Genomic DNA, 18,101 nt, shown 5'->3' with positions numbered 1-18,101 from the left:
TGGAACCCGATGCGGATAGGTCCTTACCCACTCGCGAATAATGTGCTGTTGGCGCCGATGGCCGGCATTACCGACCGCCCGTTTCGCGAAATTTGTAAACGTTTTGGCGCGGGCCTGACCGTTTCGGAGATGACCGCCTCGAATCCGGCCTTGCGGCTGCATGCGCGCACGCTGTTGAAGTCGGACGGCGAAGGCGAAAGCGGCCTGCGTTCGGTGCAGATCCTCGGCACCGATCCTGTGCAGATGGCGGAGGCAGCCCGGTTCAATGTCGAGCGCGGCGCCCACATCATCGACATCAACATGGGCTGTCCCGCCAAAAAAGTTTGTTCGGTCGCGGCAGGTTCCGCGTTGCTGAGAGACGAAGCGCTGGTCGGCCATATTCTCGACGCGGTGGTCAATGCCGTCGAGGTGCCGGTCACGCTGAAGATCCGGACCGGTTGGGATCTACACAACCGCAATGCGGTCCGAATCGCAGAGATCGCCGAAAATGCCGGCATCGCCGCCCTGACCGTACACGGCCGCACGCGCGCCTGCAAATTCAACGGCGAGGCCGAATACGACACGATCGCCGCGGTCAAGCAGGCGGTCGGCATACCGGTAATCGCGAACGGCGATATCGACAGCCCGGAAAAGGCCCGCTTCGTGCTCGCAGCAACCGGCGCCGACGCGGTGATGATCGGCCGCGCCGCTTGCGGCAACCCATGGCTGTTCGAGCAGATCCGGCATTTTTTTCAAGACGGCGACAAGCGTTGGCAGCCGGCCTCGGCGACTATATTTAACACGATCGAGGCGCATCTCGAACAATTGTATGGTTTCTATGGCGAGTCGGCCGGTGTTAAAATCGCCCGCAAACATATCGGCTGGTATCTGGGGCGTTTCGACTCGATTAGCCAGGATGTCAGGCAGGCGCTGAATGCGGCCACCATTGCGACAGAGCAGTTACGTTTGATGCGGTCGGCATTGGACTTTTTAAACTAACCGCCGGGTTGAGCATCTCATGGAAAAATCCGATAAATCATCCCCAGACAGTTTTGACCTCAGCTTAGCTGGCGGTCAGATAGAACACAGAGACACAGACTTGGACTTTAACGCTATTCATTCGATTCCCTTATCGGCGCATGTCAAACAGGCCGTCGATCTGTATTTTGCCCAGATGAAGGACCACGACGTGGTCAATCTGTACGAGATCGTGATGAGCGAGGTCGAAAAACCCTTACTCGAGTCGGCCTTGCGTCATTCCGGTTATAATCAGACCAAAGCCGCTAAGGCCTTGGGACTGAGCCGCAGCACCCTGCGCAAAAAACTCGAACAGCACGGATTGTCTTAAACGGGGCCAAGTCCCGTGCCCGATTTTACTCACACAACTATTTTCCTATGAATAAAACCATTAAACGCGCACTCGTCAGCGTATCCGACAAAACCGGGATCGTTGATTTTTGCCGCCAGCTCAGCGAGCTTGGCATCGTGATCCTTTCGACCGGCGGCACCGCCAAGACCTTGGCCGAAAATAACATCCCGGTCACCGACGTCTCCGACCATACCGGCTTTCCGGAGATGATGGACGGCCGCGTCAAGACGCTGCATCCGAAGATTCACGGCGGCATCCTGGGACGCCGCGGCATCGACGACCAGGTGATGGCCGCGCACGGCATCGATCCGATCGATCTGGTCGTGGTCAATTTGTATCCGTTCGAACAGACGATCAGCAAACCCGATTGCGATCTCGAAACCGCGATCGAAAACATCGACATCGGCGGGCCGACGATGATCCGCGCCGCCGCGAAAAATTACAACGATGTCGCGGTCGTGGTCGAGCCGGCCGATTATGCCGGGGTGCTGGCCGAGCTGAAGGCCCAGCACAACAGCCTGAGCCTGGCGACGCGCTTCAAATTGTCGCTGACCAGCTTCGCGCACACCGCGCGCTACGATACCGCGATCGCGACCTATCTGGCCAAGATCAACGAGCAAGCGTTTCCCGAGACATTGAACCTGCAGTTCTATCTGAAAGAAACGATGCGCTACGGCGAAAACCCGCATCAGGGCGCGGCCTTCTATCGGGAAAAAACTCCTGCCTCCGGCACGATCGCGGCAGCGGCGCAGTTGCAGGGCAAGGCGCTGTCCTACAACAACATCGCGGATGCGGACGCGGCGCTCGAATGCGTCAAATCTTTCGACGAGAAGCCGACCTGCGTGATCGTGAAGCACGCGAATCCGTGCGGCGTCGCCGAGTCCGATTCACTGCTCGCGGCCTATGACAGGTCCTATGCGACCGATCCGACTTCGGCCTTCGGCGGCATCATCGCGTTCAACCGCGAACTCGACGAAGCCACCGCGGCCGAAATCATCAAGCGCCAGTTCGTCGAAGTGATCATCGCGCCGAAGGTCAGCGCGGGAGCGCGGAATGTACTGTCTGCGAAACAGAACGTACGCGTGCTCGAAGCCGGCGCCTGGCAAGGTTCCGTGACGCCCGGCTTCGATTTCAAGCGCGTCGCCGGCGGCCTGTTGGTGCAGGACCGGGACAACGGCCGAATCGGCGCGAGCGACATCAAGGTCGTCAGCAAGCGCGCGCCGACCGCCGAGGAGCTCGGCGATTTGTTGTTCGTCTGGAAAGTCGCGAAATTCGTCAAATCGAATGCGATCGTCTACGGCAAAAACCGGCAAACGATCGGCATCGGCGCGGGTCAGATGAGCCGGGTCTATTCGGCCAAGATCGCCGGCATCAAGGCCGCCGATGAAGGCCTGGTCGTGCCGGGTTCGGTCATGGCCTCGGATGCGTTCTTCCCGTTCCGGGACGGCATCGATGCGGCTGCGGCGGCCGGCATCACCGCGGTCATCCATCCCGGTGGCTCGATCCGCGACGAAGAGGTGATCGCCGCGGCCGACGAACACAACATCGCGATGGTCTTTACCGGTATGCGCCATTTCAGGCATTGATACGCATTTTCTCTTTTCTTGCGTTTATAACTTATCTTGCAGAACATTATGCACATTCTGATCGTCGGCAGCGGCGGCCGTGAACACGCCCTGGCCTGGAAGGCCAAACAATCCCCGAAAGTCGAAAAAGTCTTCGTCGCGCCCGGCAATGCGGGCACCGCGCTGGAGCCCGGCATCGAAAACGTCGCGATCGCGGTCGACGACATCGATGCCCTGCTCGACTTCGCCAAACAAGAAGCGATCGGCCTGACCATCGTCGGCCCCGAAGTGCCGCTGGTGCTTGGCATCGTCGACCGCTTTCAGGAAGCGGGCCTGAAGTGCTTCGGGCCGACCGCAAAGGCCGCCCAGCTCGAAGGCTCGAAAAGCTTCTGCAAGGATTTCATGGTCCGACACCAGATTCCGACCGCCGCCTATCAGACCTTCACCGACAAGGACAAGGCGATCGCCTACATCAAGGCACAGGGCGCGCCGATCGTTGTGAAGGCCGACGGCTTGGCCGCCGGCAAGGGCGTGATCGTTGCGCAGACAGAGCAGGAAGCGATCGATGCGGCCTCGGACATGCTGTCCGGCAATGTGTTCGGCGAAGCCGGCAGCCGGGTCGTGGTCGAGGAATTTCTGCAAGGCGAGGAGGCCAGCTTCATCGTGATCGCCGACGGCAGCCACGCCCTCGCGATGGCGACTTCGCAGGATCACAAGGCCCGCGACGACGGCGACAAGGGCCCGAACACCGGCGGCATGGGCGCGTATTCGCCGGCGCCGGTCGTGACCCCCGAAATCCATCAGCGCGTGATGCGCGAGGTGATCGGGCCGACCCTGAAAGGCATGGCCGAAGACGGCCTGCCGTACACCGGCTTCCTGTACGCGGGATTGATGATCGCCGCCGACGGTTCGATCAAGGTGCTTGAATACAACTGCCGCTTCGGCGACCCCGAAACCCAGCCGATCATGATGCGCCTGAAGAGCGATTTGGTCGAACTCTGCGAGGCGGCCTTGGCGGGCAGGCTCGATCAGGTTACGAGCGAGTGGGACCCACGCCCCGCGCTCGGCGTGGTGATGGCGGCCGGCGGTTATCCGGACGCCTATCAAAAAGGCGCGGTGATCAAAGGGCTTCCGACCGGCGAAAGCCGGGACAGCAAAGTCTTCCACGCCGGCACGGCGCAATCCGGCCAGGACGTCGTGACCGCCGGCGGCCGCGTGCTCTGCGCCTGCGCGCTGGGCGACACGGTCGCCGAGGCCCAGAACAAGGCCTACCGGCTGGTCCGCAACATCGACTGGGACGCTGTTTATTACCGGACCGATATTGGCTTCAAGGCCATTGATCGTACCGTGTAAGGCGTATATCTCCAATATGTCGCTTCCTTGTTCCCACGCTCCGCAGCGTGGGAATCCCGTTCGCGCAGTTCCGGCGGTGCGTGACAATCGAGAGTCTGTGCAAGAAAATAATTGAGAGCGGGGTAAAAATATTTTTCAATTGCCCTATCCTCACTTTTCGACAACCCTTCGAACGCCATTTTATCTTTGCGGTCATTCGTCGACCGGTCAAGCTTTCTACTCCTGCCTTATATCGCCCAATGAGGCGATCCTAACTCAGACTGTTTCCCCCTCCTTAGTCCTTTAATTTTGGCAGATAACCAGTCAAGCCCCTTTCAGCGGGCTTGACTGGTCTTTAGCTTAGCCGTTTTATTGCCTGATATTCGTCAATGCAGTGGCCGGAGAGGTGCCGCCTACATTGGATTTGACGACGAGCGGCTTCTGCGAGCACGGGGTCGCATACGTTCCACCGAGCTTGCAGGCCGGTGGCGGCGCTCCGACCAGCGTCATCGTGTAGTTGCCATTCCCGTTGTTGGTCAGCGTTGCTGCCGGAGGTGTAAAGGTGGTTCCCGACTCGGTCAGATAAGGCTGCAGCGTCAAGGTCACATTGGGGCTGACGACGCTCGAAGTGGCGGTGAGATCAAGCCTTTGTTTGCTGGTGCGATACTGCGCAGTGGATATCGTGTCAGAGTCCGCAATCGGTTTGACGGTGACAGTGTTGGATTCGGACGCCGAGACGGTGCCGGCACTATTTGTCGCCGTGATCGAGATTTGGATCACGGTGGGATCAACCTGGCCGACCGGGAGAACCGGCGCAGTGAAGGTTACCGTCGCCCCAGTTGGCGGGTTTTGGGTGGTGATGAAGTTGGTCAGGGCGGGAGTTCCGGACTGGCTCACTGTGAAGGTAAGCGGAGTGATATTATTCGGATCGCTGCCGCTGACCGTGAAGCTACCGTTCGCCCCGGATACCAACGAGACCGGTGCTACTTGGTTGACCGTCGGAGCGGCCGGAGCATTGATGGTGACCGAGGTGCTGGCCGTATTGGTGCCGCACGCATTCGTCACCGTGAGCGAGAGGTTGTCCGTCGTATTCGCTGTAACCGTCTGTGCCGTATAGACCGGAGCGGCTATGGCCGTGTCGCTGAGAGTTCCCGAAGCCGGGGTGGCCCAGGCATAGGTTAAGGGTGGAGTCCCGGTGGCGCTGCCAGCGAGAGTGACCGTTCCGCCAGACGCTACGGTGTAGGGACCGCCAGCATTGGCAGTCGGAGCAACACAAGCCGTGCTTGGGGCAATGTTGCTGGGCCAGGGATTGAGCACTCCTACTTTAGTGCCTGCCGAGGAAGTATACCCACCCAGGGCAAGGAAATCGATGGCGTTGAAATTATTCTCCACGATCGGAGTGCCCGGGATGTTCTCGGGGAAGATATACTCAAGGATGGGAGCGTGGTACTGGCCGTAGAAGAGCCCGTTAGCCGAGGTCTTCGTCTGGTCGTTGGCGGCAAGAGCGACAACCTGCGACTGCTGGCCTTCGATGACCGCCCGCACTTCGCGTGTCGGCGGCAGGAAGGTACCGGCCGCGTTCATGACGCATTGTTTGTCGGGTTTGGTCGGAACGGTCCCGAATGGCAGGCAGGGTGGCCGGAAACGCCAGCGGCCCTTGACCGCGCCATTGGGGGGGCCTGGGTCGACACCGATGGTGCCCCAGTCACGGTCGGATATGGCGCCGGTCGCGGGATCGAGATCGATACCGTAAAGGTGGATGTTACGACTCGGGTCGGTGCTCATGCCCTCGAAGCGGGTCCGGACCGCTGCCTCGCCGGCCCCGATGACGGTCAGGCCGCCTGTGCCGATGAGACCGACGTCGGTCAGAACGTAGGCGGGGTTGGTGCCTGGCGCGGTGTAGATGCCGGCGTTGTTGGTGACTGTGTGAGCCGAGACATACGAGCCAGCCGTGTCGTTGATGAGGGTTCCGGCGAAGGTGACATAGTCGCCGATCTCCATGGGGGCCTGAATCCTGGGATCAAGAGCTCCTCCGTTGGGAAGGCTTGCCGGATCTGTCATCGTCTGGCTGAGCGCAAAGGTGCCGTCGGGGTTGGCTATTCGGTTGGTCCGGGGACACAGCGGATCGTCTGGGTTAAGGAAATTGCCAGCGCCATCCGTCGCGTTCGGATCGAGAGGGACACGCGGGAAGCACATCGGGTAGCCGGTGGCCGAGCTGATCGTCGGGTTGTCGGGGTCGACCGAGAAGCGCTGGTCGGGCGTCATCACCCGCCCATAACGTCCCAACGGATCGTTGAGTCGCACCCGGGTTCCCGTGCTCGAGCTTCCGATCGTACCGCCGACGCGGAACTCCCCAGTTGTGTAGTCGATGAAGTTGATGTAGCCGGCTCCGGAGTTGAGACCATTCTGCGCGATGTCAATCAGGCCGGCGATGTAGGTATCACCAACCCGGTTGCCCACGACATGTACCTCATAGGTGTAAAAGGGCGTTGGCGAGTCGGCTAGGGCCATGCCGGTCTGCGCGCCGGCGTAGGGTGCGGGAGCTTGGGAGAAGAGCTCCTGCCAGGTCAGCGCGTTGGCGGGCAGGATCACAATGGTATTTGCCGGCACAGTCACGACTTGGTCGTTGACCATCAAAGTGCCTCCGGAGAGTGGATCGGCGGGAGTTGTGAGTGTGGCCGTCTGAAGGAAGCCGTTGATGTCGAACTGGGTGCTCGGCGGTGGCACGAACGCGGCGAACACTGCATCTACATCCGAGATCCATAATGCCATCACTATTAATCCCATCATAATGATGTGGACAAATGTGCGATGGCGGCTTTGGGGTTGCGTCCCCAACGGGTGGGGACTGTGCATTTCTGCCATTTTTTGCTTTGCTTTCATTTCAGTTCTCCTGAATATGAAGATGAATTGTTAATAGTTCTTTCTCTATTCCAAGAACCTTGATTAACCGTTTCCGTTTCACCGTCCTTACGAACCCAGTAGCCATTTTCTAGCAAGGGGAATTTTCCTTTGTGGTCGTGGAGGACAAAACTAAACGGACTAAACGCCTGTTTTGGAAGGAGCGAAAAGTTGCTTTTAACCTCCTCTTTCGCCTTAAATTTTGCAGATTCAATGAATTTAGCCACTCTATGAGCGGTAAAGAGAAAGATAAGAAACGATTTATTTTCTTAACTTCTAGGGAGACTGTGAGTGTGAGCCCGAGTGGCGACTGCCCCGAATCTGCTTTGTTGAATTTATCGCAAAAGCAGATCAGACAACCTCGGGTGAACAACGGATATTGAACTAAGGAAATACCTGATGATAAAAGGTCGAAATTGGTTTTTTATTCAGGTGTTACCTCAATTTACTTGATAGGTGATGCGTATATTGTTGAAATAAATAGCCTTCTTTTAGGGTAAGCGGCTAAGGTTGCTGCGGGGTTGTCCCCGAGGCGTCAACAAAAGCCAGGAGCTTGGGTTTTTTTGCTTCGAAACGCCGCCATGCCAAGGGGTCATTCCAAGGGGCGGGTCTTGCAATCAAGCATTATTTAGATCTGCTTTTATTGATCGCTCTACTGACTGTAGAATAATGAACGCCAAATGCATCGGCAATTTGCTGCATGGTGTAATCACCGCTCGCATAGGCTTTTTTCACTCCTTCCTTGGCATTGGGAAAGGTTTCGACATAATAGCTTAATGGTTTGCCTAAAGGTCTTCGTTGCGCTTTTGGGATTTCTTTTAAATCCCCCGATTCGGCTTGAATTTGGCTTTGTTGTCTTTCCACGAAGGCTTTCTCGCCAAGAAAAATCTGATTTTTTAGTTTTTCCCAGACGGGGGGCAATCCGATGCCCGCACGGACAAAATTCTGATATCGAACAATCGCTTGTTCTCGTTCCGAACCCAATTGGCTTAACAACCAATCAACGTGTAAGGATCTTAACGGCGGAACTTGACCGATCGTTGCTCGATAACTGCTCCAAGGCCAATCCGCTACATCTTTGACCATCTGCGCTCTTACCGGATTCAACACCACATAGCGAGACAGCTCAAGCAAATAACTGTCCTTTTCCACTAAAATAGCTTTATAGCGACCTTGAAACACATGGCCGACGCGCCGATGTTTCCGATTGAAAGTTTGCGTGTAAACGCCATTCAGCTGACGCATGCCTTTGGATAAATTGCCCTCCACAGTCTCCACCAGCACATGGTAATGATTACTCATCAAACAATACGCATGGCAAATCCAGTTAAACCGGGAGCAAACGTCGTTGAACAATTCGAGCCAGTTTAATCGGTCTTCATCATCAAGGTATATCTCGCTTCTTGCATTACCCCGCGAAGGCACATGATATAACCCGCCTGCCAATTCTAATCTGAGTGGTCTCGCCATAAGTGTCAGTGTAAACAACTTTTGCTATATTGCAAGACCTGACCATGTAGTCCCATTAAAGACAACGTTATTCGTAGCTTTTGGGGGTAACCAGCTATGTATCAAAACCATCATGAATAGTATGGTGGCTTGAGTCTAAATCTCTCCAAAGCTGGTTTAATAACTCTTCGAATTCATCTCTTAGCCTACCAAATGAGACGTGGCCTTTAATCATATAAGATAACACACGCCTCATTGATTTAGACTTCAAGGATGATTGTATTGCATGTTTGAAATATTCATCCCACAAAGCCAGATAACCATCTGTTTTATCTTTATCAACGCTATCTAATTTATTTGTGCAAAACCATTCATCAAAGCATTGATACCAATATTGTTCAATAGCTGACTTCGCTTTGTCATCTATATCAATATCTTCATCTTTCTGAAAAATATAATCCGGTATGTTTTGACGAATGGTCAAATAACGACTTCTTAAGTCCAAATATAATTTTGTTTTATTAAAATCTTTAGTTCTTGCGTTGTTCCGGATAGATATTCCTAAACCAGACCAAGCGGCTATTGCTGATAGCGACCATATAACTTCTTTTATGGTTTCGGTTTCCATGATCTCTTCCTCAGTTGACAAGTTTTGTATTTCTTTTAGGCAGGATATTATCGTAATGAGCACAAATTTGTCACTACCTGGCAATTTAGGCGCCAAGGGATCAGGTCATGCAATAAAGCATTTTTGGATCTGCTTTTAGTAATTGTTTGCTATATTGCAAGACCTGGCCCCAAAGTTTTACTGGGACGGGGTTCTCACCCGCTAGAATGTGCAGCATTGCCCAGCCGCAACCAAGACCTGACCCCATAGTCCCGCTAACGACCAGCGTTGAGCAGCGCGGGCGGCTTTATCGCCCGTGTCCGCTCGAACGGCTTGTTAGGCGATGACGTTACACGAACGACGCAGTTCATTCCTCACCGCACCCTACGACATTGCCGAGTTACCGCATCTTACCACGTTATTTGCGCCCTACGGATTGATGGCGTTGTTCGGCATTACTGAAAGGAGCTCTGAATAATGAAGCCGAAGTGAGGCGTTGGATTGCTTACGATGATCTGTTCACCCGATGGCTTTTTAATGACATACCCGTCAAATATTTTTTTCTGACCACCCTGTAGGTTGCCAAACACTTTCACTTTCTCATCCAGAGAAAGACCCAGTTTTTTGTTGTCTGGCAACATGGCTCTAACAAAGATTGAGCCGGAACCGTCCGCTAGGGTAAAACCACCCTCATCAATTTGTGTGACGGTTCCTTCGATTGTGCTTACCGGTGGCAATGCCAAATTCTTAATCGGTGTAGTGCCAGCGCATCCGACGAGCGTTAAAACAACCACAGCCAATACAGATAGAAAGCTCATTTTCATTACGATTTCTCCTTTTTGTTGATAGGCCTAACGTAGAGCTAACCGGCGCTGCGCGGCTTTATCGCGCAGCGTCCAGCGACTGAAAGGAGCAAGGTTGAGCGGCATGTTAGACCGCTAAGTTACCGCAACCAGCAATTCTTCCGAATTGCACGGCGGATGCAGACCGTCTGTCCTGTCTGCAAAATAGCGTTCGGTGAGCACTGCAGCTGATATGTGCTCAACTTTCCTAAAGCCCGCCTCGCGAGCCAGTGCCAGTATCTCGAGCGGCGTGAAAAAGCTAAGCCAAGGTGTGCCGTTTGCCTTTGCACCTGCTGCCGCACGTTCGACGCCGGGACGTATCTCGGGATCATTAAGCTCAATAGGCAACATGAACGACATGACGAATGTCGAACCATGGACGAGCGTTGTGACCTGTCGCAGCGTCGCCATGATCGCTTCTTTGGTTAAATACATACTGACGCCCGTAGAAGCCACCACAGCCGGTTTTCTGAAATCAAAACCCGATGCGCCCAGCCGCTCCTGCCAAGCGTCTCCCGCTTCGAAATTCACCGGTACGAAATGCAGGAAAGGTGGAGTGCCGAAGCCGAGTTCAATGAGGCGCTGTCTCTTCCATTCCTGCGTAGCGGGCTGGTCGATCTCGAATATCTGCATGCCTGACGCAAGTTCAGGCTTTCGCTGTGCGAAGGTGTCCAGCCCCGCGCCGAGAATGACGTATTGCGAAATGCCACGCATGGCTTGATTTGCAACGAGATCTTCGACGAAGCGGGCGCGAGCCACAATGGAGGCGCGAAAGGGCCGCGTAAACGGACTCATATCTTGACGATTGCGCCAACCGTCATCAGGAGCCACCAGTGTCAAGCCGATGATGTCTTCGAGCACGTGAGGAGGGGAGTCTAGTTCTACGTGCAATGCACGCCATAGCGCGGTCCGCACTGCTGTGTTATCTGGAACAACTGCTTGTTTATTGGGCATGATGCTTTCTTCGTGCGATCTAACGTAAAGCTAACCGGGCGCGGCACAGGAAGCTAAAAAATAAAACCGCATTATAACCGCGCTCCGGTTAAGCGCAATGTTAGGTGTCTTTCTTTTTCGTTCTTGCTTTACGTGTTTCACGATTCTTCTGAAGCCTTTCTTCCTCGCGATCAAAGTAGGTTGCATTGCTCGCTGCTACTGTTGCATCCCAAGCTTCTTTATCGTATTTCCTTCGCCAAGCAATGACCGCTTCATTTCCTAGATACCGGTCAATTTTCATGCGTAACGGAAAGCCGCCAGGGAAGTCGCCGAATGTGGTACTCAACGGACCGCCATATATTTGCAGTGGGTCAATTGTCCCAATAACGTCAACCTGGTGCTTACCTAGTAGTGCGTACTTCTCAATGCAGGTTACGGTCTTGACGTAAAGCGGTGAATCTCTAGTGGGCTGGTAATGCTGCTCAAACAGTAGCGGTTTAAGCTCTGATGTATCAACGTCCGCCAACTCATAGAAACTCCTCATTACGAGACCAGTTGTGGCAATGTGGCAAGCTTCTGACTTTGGAAGCATTGGCGAAAGCGAGAAGCGATCAAGGACGATTGCACATCCCCAATACCCATCGTCCGGATTGGTTCGAATTACATCCCCTGGTTGTAGCGCGGAGACAGCAACTTTCATAGACACCTAACGTTACGGTAAGGGGCGCGCCGCTCACTGAGCTTGAACGAAGCCGCCGAACCTTGAAAAAAAACCTAACTTCAAAACCGCCAACGGTCGGCGCGTCCCTTTGACTGACTTGTTAGGCCTAAATAGTAACGGCGAAAGCCTAGCTGCTACCGAAATTATCATGACCTCTATAACCAATATTTGTTTAAGCTATTCCTTCGTAGCTTATTTCAGCTGTATCAGCGCGTTTGTCCAGCACTTCTAGGATTTGTGGGCCTATATCAAGTGCCCATTGAACAGCTGAGGGCTCAATTGAAGCCCCATGTACAGCAACATTCAGAATATTAGCGAGGTCGGAAAGTAGAGAACGTTCATTACCGTTAATCAGTTGACTCTGGTTGAGAAGGCTAAGAATTTGGCTTAAGCCTACTCGCGTTACTTCTATTCCACGGGACTCCGCAAGCCGAATGACTCGACGTTCTAATTCTATTCGAAGCCCTGCAAGTGCCAAATTCGGATCGGAAGGCGCAATAACCTGAAATGAGTATTTATGCTGTGTAGATTGAGGCTCTTCGGCAAGGAAACCTGTCTCACGCGCACGTTCCTCGATTTTTTCAAGCTCTTGGTACTCTACTTTTAGTCCGCCGGGAAATTCCACAGACTTAAATACTGAACTAAGCCAAGGAAGTACCGAAATAGCAAATAGAGTTGCAGTTACTCCGTCAAGCGCAAGATTCGGCCAGACAACATGAATACTCGCCAAAACAAGCGCAGCAATTGTTATAGTTATCTTAATGAGACGAGTGCTCATAGGTATTGCCTAACGTTAAGTAGACACCTATTTAGGTGTATATTAAGCTACGATTATCGGTGTATAACGCCACTCTGACGATCTGCTAAACTGGATGCTACTCTATAAAATTATTGGTAGCAACCTCTTTATGCTAACGAAAAATACACCGCCAAAACTCCTTGATCAAGTCCGCGACCGGATTCGCGTCAAGCACTACAGCATACGTACCGAGAAGCTCTATGTGCAGTGGATCAAGCGGTTTATTTTGTTTCATGGCAAACGCCATCCGTTAGAAATGGGTGCGGTTGAGGTTGAAGCATTTTTGACGCATCTGGCTGTGGAAGTGAGGAGGATCAAAAATAAGGAAAAATACTTTATTTTCATCCCCTCATCCCAGCCTTCTCCCGGAGGGAGAAGGAGCGAAGCTGTTCTTAACTTAACGGCATTGGTAAGCCCCCTGGATCGGTTATAACCCTGGCTTACTCCACGGGCTCATCGGAGCCTGATCGGATCGTGCCCCGTTTGTTGGACGGCTGGACGTTTCTTGCTCCAGGGAGGATAATCGCTGAACTTTCCTGCGCAATCGAGCCTCCATCTTCCCGCCAAAGTTTATTCCGACGCTATGGCCAATCAACTGTACACGCTGGTCGATAATTTCCGAAATCTCGCTTCCGACGCGGCCGATTTCGTACTGGCCACGATCATTTCAACTCAGGGTTCGACCTATCAGAAGGCCGGGGCGAGGATGCTGATTGCGCCCGACGGCACATGCCAAGGGATGCTTAGCGGCGGTTGTTTCGAAAGCGATCTTAGCGAGCGTGCGCGTTCGGTCTTTGCGACCGGCAGGGCCGTCACGGTGGATTACGACATGCGCTCGCCCGAAGAGATGATCTGGGGACTCGGTCTCGGCTGCAACGGGGCGGTCAAAATTTTCCTGCAATTGCTGAAGGCCGAGGAACATGACTTCCCTTTGGACGTGCTGGCCCAGGCGGTCAGCAATGATCGGCAGGGCGTGTTGCTGACCGTGATCGAGTCCACCCACCACAAATTACCGGCGGGCCGGTCGCTATTTCTACGGGAAGAGGATGGCGAGAACGATGATTCGTCCTGGCCTGATGCGCTGATCGCCGCGGCGCGGCGGACTCTGTCGGGCGATAGGCCCCATAGCGAAAACCACCTTATCGAGGATAAGACGGTCAGCGTCTTTTATGACCCGATCCGCCCGTTGCCGCGCTTGCTGATCGTCGGGGCCGGTACCGATGCGGTACCCGTCTTGCAATGCGCGAAGGCGCTGGGCTGGCGGGTCACGATCGTCGATCACCGGCCCGCCTATATCAAGCCGGAACGCTTCGCGTCGGCTTGCCGCTTGTTTCATTGCCCGCCGCAACACCTGGCCGGCAACCTGCAACTCGATCATTTCGATGCGGCCGTGCTGATGTCGCACAGTTTCGAATATGACAGCCGGTTTCTGAAAAGTATTGCGGACAGCCGGATTCCTTTCATCGGTCTGCTCGGGCCTAAGGCGCGCAAGGAAAGGCTTCTCGAAGGTCTCGGTGCTCAGGCGGCAAAGCTCGAAGGCCGTGTCTTCGGGCCGGTCGGGCTCGATATCGGCGCCCGAACGCCGGAGGAAATCGCGCTTTCGATCATGGCCGGCATTCTGGCCGCGCAGAACCGCCGGCAGGGCGGCCAGTTGACTATGGATAAAGTCTCTGCGCATGCCTGATGCCTATCCGAATGTCTATGCGCTGATTCTCGCCGCGGGCGGCTCCCGCCGCCTGGGCAGGCCGAAGCAATTGCTGCGCTGGCAGGGTCAGACCCTGCTCGAACGGGCGATCGGCAGCGCGCGCGAGGTATTGCCGGGGCGGGTCAGCGTGGTGCTGGGTGCAGAGGCGGAGTCGATCCGCGCGGCGGTCGATTTAAATCCGGTCGAAACGCTGCAGAATCCTGACTGGCAGGACGGTCTTGCCTCCTCGATAAGGCTGGGGATTGAGGCCTTGCCGGCTTCGGCCGAAGCGGTGCTGATCCTGTTGTGCGATCAGCCCTTGATCGATTCGGCGCATCTTGCAGCATTGCTCGACGCCTGGCGGAGTGAACCCGGCCGTATTATTGCCAGTCAATATGACTTATCCTGTGGCGTGCCGGCGTTGTTTCCGGCTGTGTATTTCGACCGCCTCAAAACATTGACCGGGGATAAAGGCGCCAAACCGTTGCTGCAAGAGTTCGACGCGCACGTGATCAAGATTCCATGCGCGCGGGCCGAACTCGATATCGATACGCAAAGTGATTTTGAACGTTTAACCGGGCAGACATTGGCCGAGGAGTGAATCATGACAACCCTACTGATCAACGGCAAAGAGCATCCGATCGATGCCGAAGACGACATGCCCCTGCTCTGGGCGATCCGCGATCTGGCCGGCTACACCGGCACCAAGTACGGCTGCGGCATCGGCCTGTGCGGGGCCTGTTCGGTCCTGCTCGACGGCAAGCAGACCTTCTCCTGCGTCACGCCGGTCAGCGCGGCGAAAGGCAAGGCGATCACCACGATAGAGGGCCTCGCGACCGAGAAAGGCCTGCATCCGCTGCAACAGGCCTGGGTTGAACAGGACGTGCCGCAGTGCGGCTATTGCCAGTCCGGGCAGATCATCGCGGCGGCGGCCTTGCTAAAGCAGAATCCGCATCCGAGCGACGAGGAGATCCGCGCGAAGATGGGCAACCTCTGCCGCTGCGGCACCTATCAGCAAATCTTTGCCGCGGTCAAACGCGCCGCCGAAATCCAGGGAGCGCAGTCATGAGCGATATCATCAATATTCCGATGTCGCGCCGGCAATTCCTCGGCCTCGGCGCGGCGGCCGGCGCCAGCGTGTTGCTGCTCGGCGTGTCGCTGCCGACCGGTTGCGCCAAGATCGGACAGACCGAACAGGATCAGGACCTGAACGCCTTCATCGGCATCGACGACAAAGGCCAGGTCGTTTTCCAGAATCCTTTCATCGAGATGGGGCAGGGCACCTATACCTCTATCCCGGCGATCATGGCCGAGGAACTAGATGTCGAGATGTCCGCGCTCAAGGTCGTGCAGGCGCCGCACGGTCCCGACTACAAGATCATGTTCGACAACACGATGCGCTTTACCGGCGGCAGCCTGAGCGTCAGATCGTCCTATATGACGATGCGCAAGACCGGCGCGACCGCCCGGGCGATGCTGATCCAGGCCGCGGCCGAGCAATGGGGCGTCAAGCCCGGCGATTGTACGACCGAGCCTGGGGCGGTCGTGCATGCGGCGAGTAGCAGGAAGCTCGGTTACGGAGAGCTGGCCGAAAAGGCCGCCAAACTGACGCCGCCGAAGGACGTGCCGTTGAAAGACAGCGCGGCCTTCAGGCTGATCGGCCAGCCGGTCAAGCGCACCGACAGCCTCGCCAAATCGACCGGCGCGGCCGAATTCGGCATCGACATCAAAGTGGACGGTATGCTGCATGCCGCGGTGATGCAGTCGCCGGTGTTCGGCGGCAAGGTCGCCTCCGTTGATAAAAACGCGGTGCTGAAGCTGCCCGGCGTCGTCGCGGTCGAAGAGATACCGAACGGCGTCGCGGTGATCGCGGACCATTTCTGGCATGCGAAGAAAGCCTTGGAGAAGCTGCCGGTCGCCTTCGACGAAGGCGCGAACGCCGGTTTCTCGACAAAAGATTACAAGGTCAGGTTGCAGGCGGCGCTGAACGAGCCGGGCCATGTCGCCGAGGAAGTCGGCGACGCGGTCAAGGCGATGACTTCCGCCGCGAAGACCATCGAAGCGGAGTATCATGCGCCTTTCATCGCACACGTCACGATGGAGCCGATGAACTGCACCGCGCTGGTCACGAAAGACCGTTGCACGGTCTGGGCGCCGAACCAGGGCGTCGATTTCGTGGTCGGGGTCGCTTCCGAAATCACAGGATTAAAGCCCGAGGCGATCGAGGTGATCACGCCGTTCCTCGGCGGCGGTTTCGGCCGCCGTTTCGTGATGGATTATGCGATCCAGGCGATCACGCTGGCCAAAAAACATCCGGGCAAGCCGATCAAGGTGATCTGGACGCGCGAGGAAGATCTCCAGCACGACCATTACCGGCCGATGTCGGCCGCGAAATTCAGCGCCGGTTTCGACAAGGACGGCAATCCGGTCGCTTTGCAGATCACCTCGGTCGGCGAAGGGCCGATGACCCGCCTGATGCCGGGCTTCGTCAAAAATCCCGATCTGGACGCCAGCGTGTTCGAAGGCACGGTCGAGCTGCCTTATGCGATCCCGAACAAACGCACGAACGTGGTCAACGTGCCGGTCAAAGAGGCGCCGATCGGTTTCTGGCGCTCGGTCGGCCATTCGCAGAATTGTTTTTACAAGGAATCGTTCCTCGACGAGATGGCGCATGCGGTAGGCGCAGATCCGCTCGCATTCCGCCTGAAATTGCTGGCAGAGCAGCCGCGCTTCAAAAAAGTGCTGGAGACCGCCGCGAACATGGCGGGCTGGAAGGCGAAGCCCTGGACCGATACGCAAGGCGTCAAGCATGCGATGGGCTTGGCCCTGCATGAATCGTTCAACAGCATCGTCGCGGAAGTCGCCGAAGTCAGCCTGAATCAGGACGGCGAGTTCAAGGTCGAGCGCGTCTGGGGCGCGGTCGATTGCGGTTTCGCGGTCAACCCCGCGATCGTCAAGCGGCAGATCGAGAGCGGGGTTTGCTATGGACTTTCGGCCGCGATGGGCGAGGCCATCACCTTGGAGAAAGGCCGTGTCGTGCAGGGCAATTTCGACACCTATCCGATCCTGCGCCCCGACCAGATGCCCATCGTCGAGGTCGAAATCATCAACAGCGGCGCGCCGCTCGGCGGCATCGGCGAGCCCGGCACGCCGCCGATCGCGCCGGCCGTCTGCAACGCGCTGTTCCTGCTCAGCGGCCAACGGGTGCGCAGTTTGCCGTTGTCGCAGTATTCGTTTTAATTACTACAAGAAGGTTAAATCATCGATGCAAAAACTGATAAAAAACTATGCGATATTCGGACTGCTTTTTTTCGGCCTGATGCCGATGGCCCAGGGCATGGCCGGCGGCTTGCAGGAACCGCAACAGGTCATCCAAGGCATCTCGGATCAATTGCATCAAAAACTGCAAAACAAAGCCTTTACCAGCAATTTTGCGCAAGTCACCCGCTTCGTCGACGGCGTGATCCAGCCGCATACCGATTTCGACGTGATCGCGCCGCTGGTCCTCGGCAAGCATTGGAAAACCGCGTCGCCGGGCGATCGCGAACGCTTCAAGAACGAATTCAGGACGATGCTGGTCCGCTCCTATTCCAGGGCCTTTGTCGAATATAACAACTGGACCCTGCGTTTCCAGCCGATCGATGCGGGTGGCGACGGCAAGAAGGTCGTGGTCAGATCGGAAGTCTTGCAGCCGGGGCTGAATCCGGTGCAGGTCAACTACCGGATGTATCTCGGGAAAGGCGGCTGGAAAGTGTACGACATCATCATCGCGGGCGTGAGTCTGGTTACCAATTACCGTTCGAGCTTCAGCGAGGACATTCAGAAGAAAGGTTCGTTGGGGGCCTTGATCGACTCGCTGGCCAAGCGTAACGCCGAAGCGCTCAGCGGCAAAGGTTCTTGATCCGGCCGTTACCTTCAAG

Annotated in this window: 18 protein-coding genes; 10 read left to right on the top strand and 8 right to left on the bottom strand. The window is 55.8% G+C overall.

Going from position 1 to position 18,101, the window contains the following annotated elements:
• Positions 1 to 9 precede the first annotated feature (9 nt).
• The 4 genes from dusB to purD all read left to right on the top strand — a co-directional run bounded on the left by dusB (position 10) and on the right by purD (position 4,266).
• Complete coding sequence (gene dusB / locus ACEPPP_RS10455; RefSeq protein ID WP_374086441.1) at positions 10 to 978, top strand: tRNA dihydrouridine synthase DusB; 969 nt, start codon at positions 10 to 12, stop codon at positions 976 to 978.
• A gap of 100 nt (positions 979 to 1,078) precedes the next feature.
• Entirely contained in the window at positions 1,079 to 1,327 is a 249-nt protein-coding gene (locus ACEPPP_RS10450) for a helix-turn-helix domain-containing protein (RefSeq protein ID WP_374086439.1), read from the top strand.
• Between the two features lie 47 nt (positions 1,328 to 1,374).
• The gene (purH, locus tag ACEPPP_RS10445) at positions 1,375 to 2,934 is read left to right on the top strand and encodes a bifunctional phosphoribosylaminoimidazolecarboxamide formyltransferase/IMP cyclohydrolase (RefSeq protein ID WP_374086437.1); all 1,560 of its coding nucleotides are present in this window, start codon (positions 1,375 to 1,377) and stop codon (positions 2,932 to 2,934) included.
• A gap of 48 nt (positions 2,935 to 2,982) precedes the next feature.
• A complete protein-coding gene (gene purD / locus ACEPPP_RS10440) occupies positions 2,983 to 4,266 on the top strand; it encodes a phosphoribosylamine--glycine ligase (RefSeq protein ID WP_374086436.1) in 1,284 nt (427 codons plus the stop codon).
• 348 nt (positions 4,267 to 4,614) lie between these two features.
• Here the strand turns inward: purD and ACEPPP_RS10435 are convergent, their stop codons facing one another.
• The 8 genes from ACEPPP_RS10435 to ACEPPP_RS10400 form a co-directional block, all read right to left on the bottom strand.
• Positions 4,615 to 7,128, bottom strand: coding sequence for a hypothetical protein (locus tag ACEPPP_RS10435; protein WP_374086432.1), 2,514 nt, complete (start codon positions 7,126 to 7,128; stop codon positions 4,615 to 4,617).
• Complete coding sequence (locus ACEPPP_RS10430; protein WP_374086431.1) at positions 7,125 to 7,373, bottom strand: hypothetical protein; 249 nt, start codon at positions 7,371 to 7,373, stop codon at positions 7,125 to 7,127. The genes ACEPPP_RS10435 and ACEPPP_RS10430 overlap by 4 nt, the downstream gene beginning before the upstream one ends.
• A gap of 397 nt (positions 7,374 to 7,770) precedes the next feature.
• Positions 7,771 to 8,616 carry a transposase gene (locus ACEPPP_RS10425; RefSeq protein WP_374086430.1) on the bottom strand — a complete coding sequence of 282 codons (846 nt, stop codon included), beginning with the start codon at positions 8,614 to 8,616 and terminating at the stop codon, positions 7,771 to 7,773.
• Positions 8,617 to 8,710: 94 nt separating this feature from the next.
• The gene (locus ACEPPP_RS10420; protein ID WP_374086428.1) at positions 8,711 to 9,223 is read right to left on the bottom strand and encodes a hypothetical protein; all 513 of its coding nucleotides are present in this window, start codon (positions 9,221 to 9,223) and stop codon (positions 8,711 to 8,713) included.
• Positions 9,224 to 9,657: 434 nt separating this feature from the next.
• Complete coding sequence (locus ACEPPP_RS10415; protein WP_374086426.1) at positions 9,658 to 10,026, bottom strand: hypothetical protein; 369 nt, start codon at positions 10,024 to 10,026, stop codon at positions 9,658 to 9,660.
• A 114-nt stretch (positions 10,027 to 10,140) separates the two neighbouring features.
• Positions 10,141 to 10,998: a class I SAM-dependent methyltransferase gene (locus ACEPPP_RS10410; protein WP_374086425.1), complete on the bottom strand. Its 858-nt coding sequence runs from the start codon at positions 10,996 to 10,998 to the stop codon at positions 10,141 to 10,143.
• A gap of 100 nt (positions 10,999 to 11,098) precedes the next feature.
• Positions 11,099 to 11,677: a hypothetical protein gene (locus ACEPPP_RS10405; RefSeq protein WP_374086424.1), complete on the bottom strand. Its 579-nt coding sequence runs from the start codon at positions 11,675 to 11,677 to the stop codon at positions 11,099 to 11,101.
• A gap of 193 nt (positions 11,678 to 11,870) precedes the next feature.
• On the bottom strand, positions 11,871 to 12,476 hold the full coding sequence (locus ACEPPP_RS10400) for a hypothetical protein (protein WP_374086422.1): 606 nt from the start codon (positions 12,474 to 12,476) through the stop codon (positions 11,871 to 11,873).
• Positions 12,477 to 12,570: 94 nt separating this feature from the next.
• Here ACEPPP_RS10400 and ACEPPP_RS10395 point away from each other — a divergent pair, with 94 nt between their 5' ends.
• From ACEPPP_RS10395 to ACEPPP_RS10370, 6 genes are all read left to right on the top strand, one after another.
• Positions 12,571 to 12,930 carry a phage integrase N-terminal SAM-like domain-containing protein gene (locus ACEPPP_RS10395; RefSeq protein ID WP_374086420.1) on the top strand — a complete coding sequence of 120 codons (360 nt, stop codon included), beginning with the start codon at positions 12,571 to 12,573 and terminating at the stop codon, positions 12,928 to 12,930.
• 150 nt (positions 12,931 to 13,080) lie between these two features.
• On the top strand, positions 13,081 to 14,181 hold the full coding sequence (locus ACEPPP_RS10390; RefSeq protein ID WP_374086418.1) for an XdhC family protein: 1,101 nt from the start codon (positions 13,081 to 13,083) through the stop codon (positions 14,179 to 14,181).
• Positions 14,174 to 14,782 (top strand): NTP transferase domain-containing protein, encoded by a 609-nt coding sequence (locus ACEPPP_RS10385; protein ID WP_374086416.1) that lies wholly within the window; start codon positions 14,174 to 14,176, stop codon positions 14,780 to 14,782. Before ACEPPP_RS10390 ends, ACEPPP_RS10385 begins: the two co-directional genes overlap by 8 nt.
• Before the next feature lie 3 nt (positions 14,783 to 14,785).
• Positions 14,786 to 15,250, top strand: coding sequence for a (2Fe-2S)-binding protein (locus tag ACEPPP_RS10380; protein ID WP_374086414.1), 465 nt, complete (start codon positions 14,786 to 14,788; stop codon positions 15,248 to 15,250).
• Positions 15,247 to 17,421 carry a molybdopterin cofactor-binding domain-containing protein gene (locus tag ACEPPP_RS10375; RefSeq protein ID WP_374086412.1) on the top strand — a complete coding sequence of 725 codons (2,175 nt, stop codon included), beginning with the start codon at positions 15,247 to 15,249 and terminating at the stop codon, positions 17,419 to 17,421. The genes ACEPPP_RS10380 and ACEPPP_RS10375 overlap by 4 nt, the downstream gene beginning before the upstream one ends.
• Positions 17,422 to 17,446: 25 nt before the next feature.
• Complete coding sequence (locus ACEPPP_RS10370) at positions 17,447 to 18,082, top strand: phospholipid-binding protein MlaC (protein WP_374086410.1); 636 nt, start codon at positions 17,447 to 17,449, stop codon at positions 18,080 to 18,082.
• Positions 18,083 to 18,101: the final 19 nt, after the last annotated feature.

The organism is Methylomicrobium lacus, assembly GCF_041897535.1.
In the GTDB taxonomy this organism is placed as follows: domain Bacteria; phylum Pseudomonadota; class Gammaproteobacteria; order Methylococcales; family Methylomonadaceae; genus Methylomicrobium; species Methylomicrobium lacus_A.
This window is presented reverse-complemented; position numbering and strand designations above follow the sequence as displayed.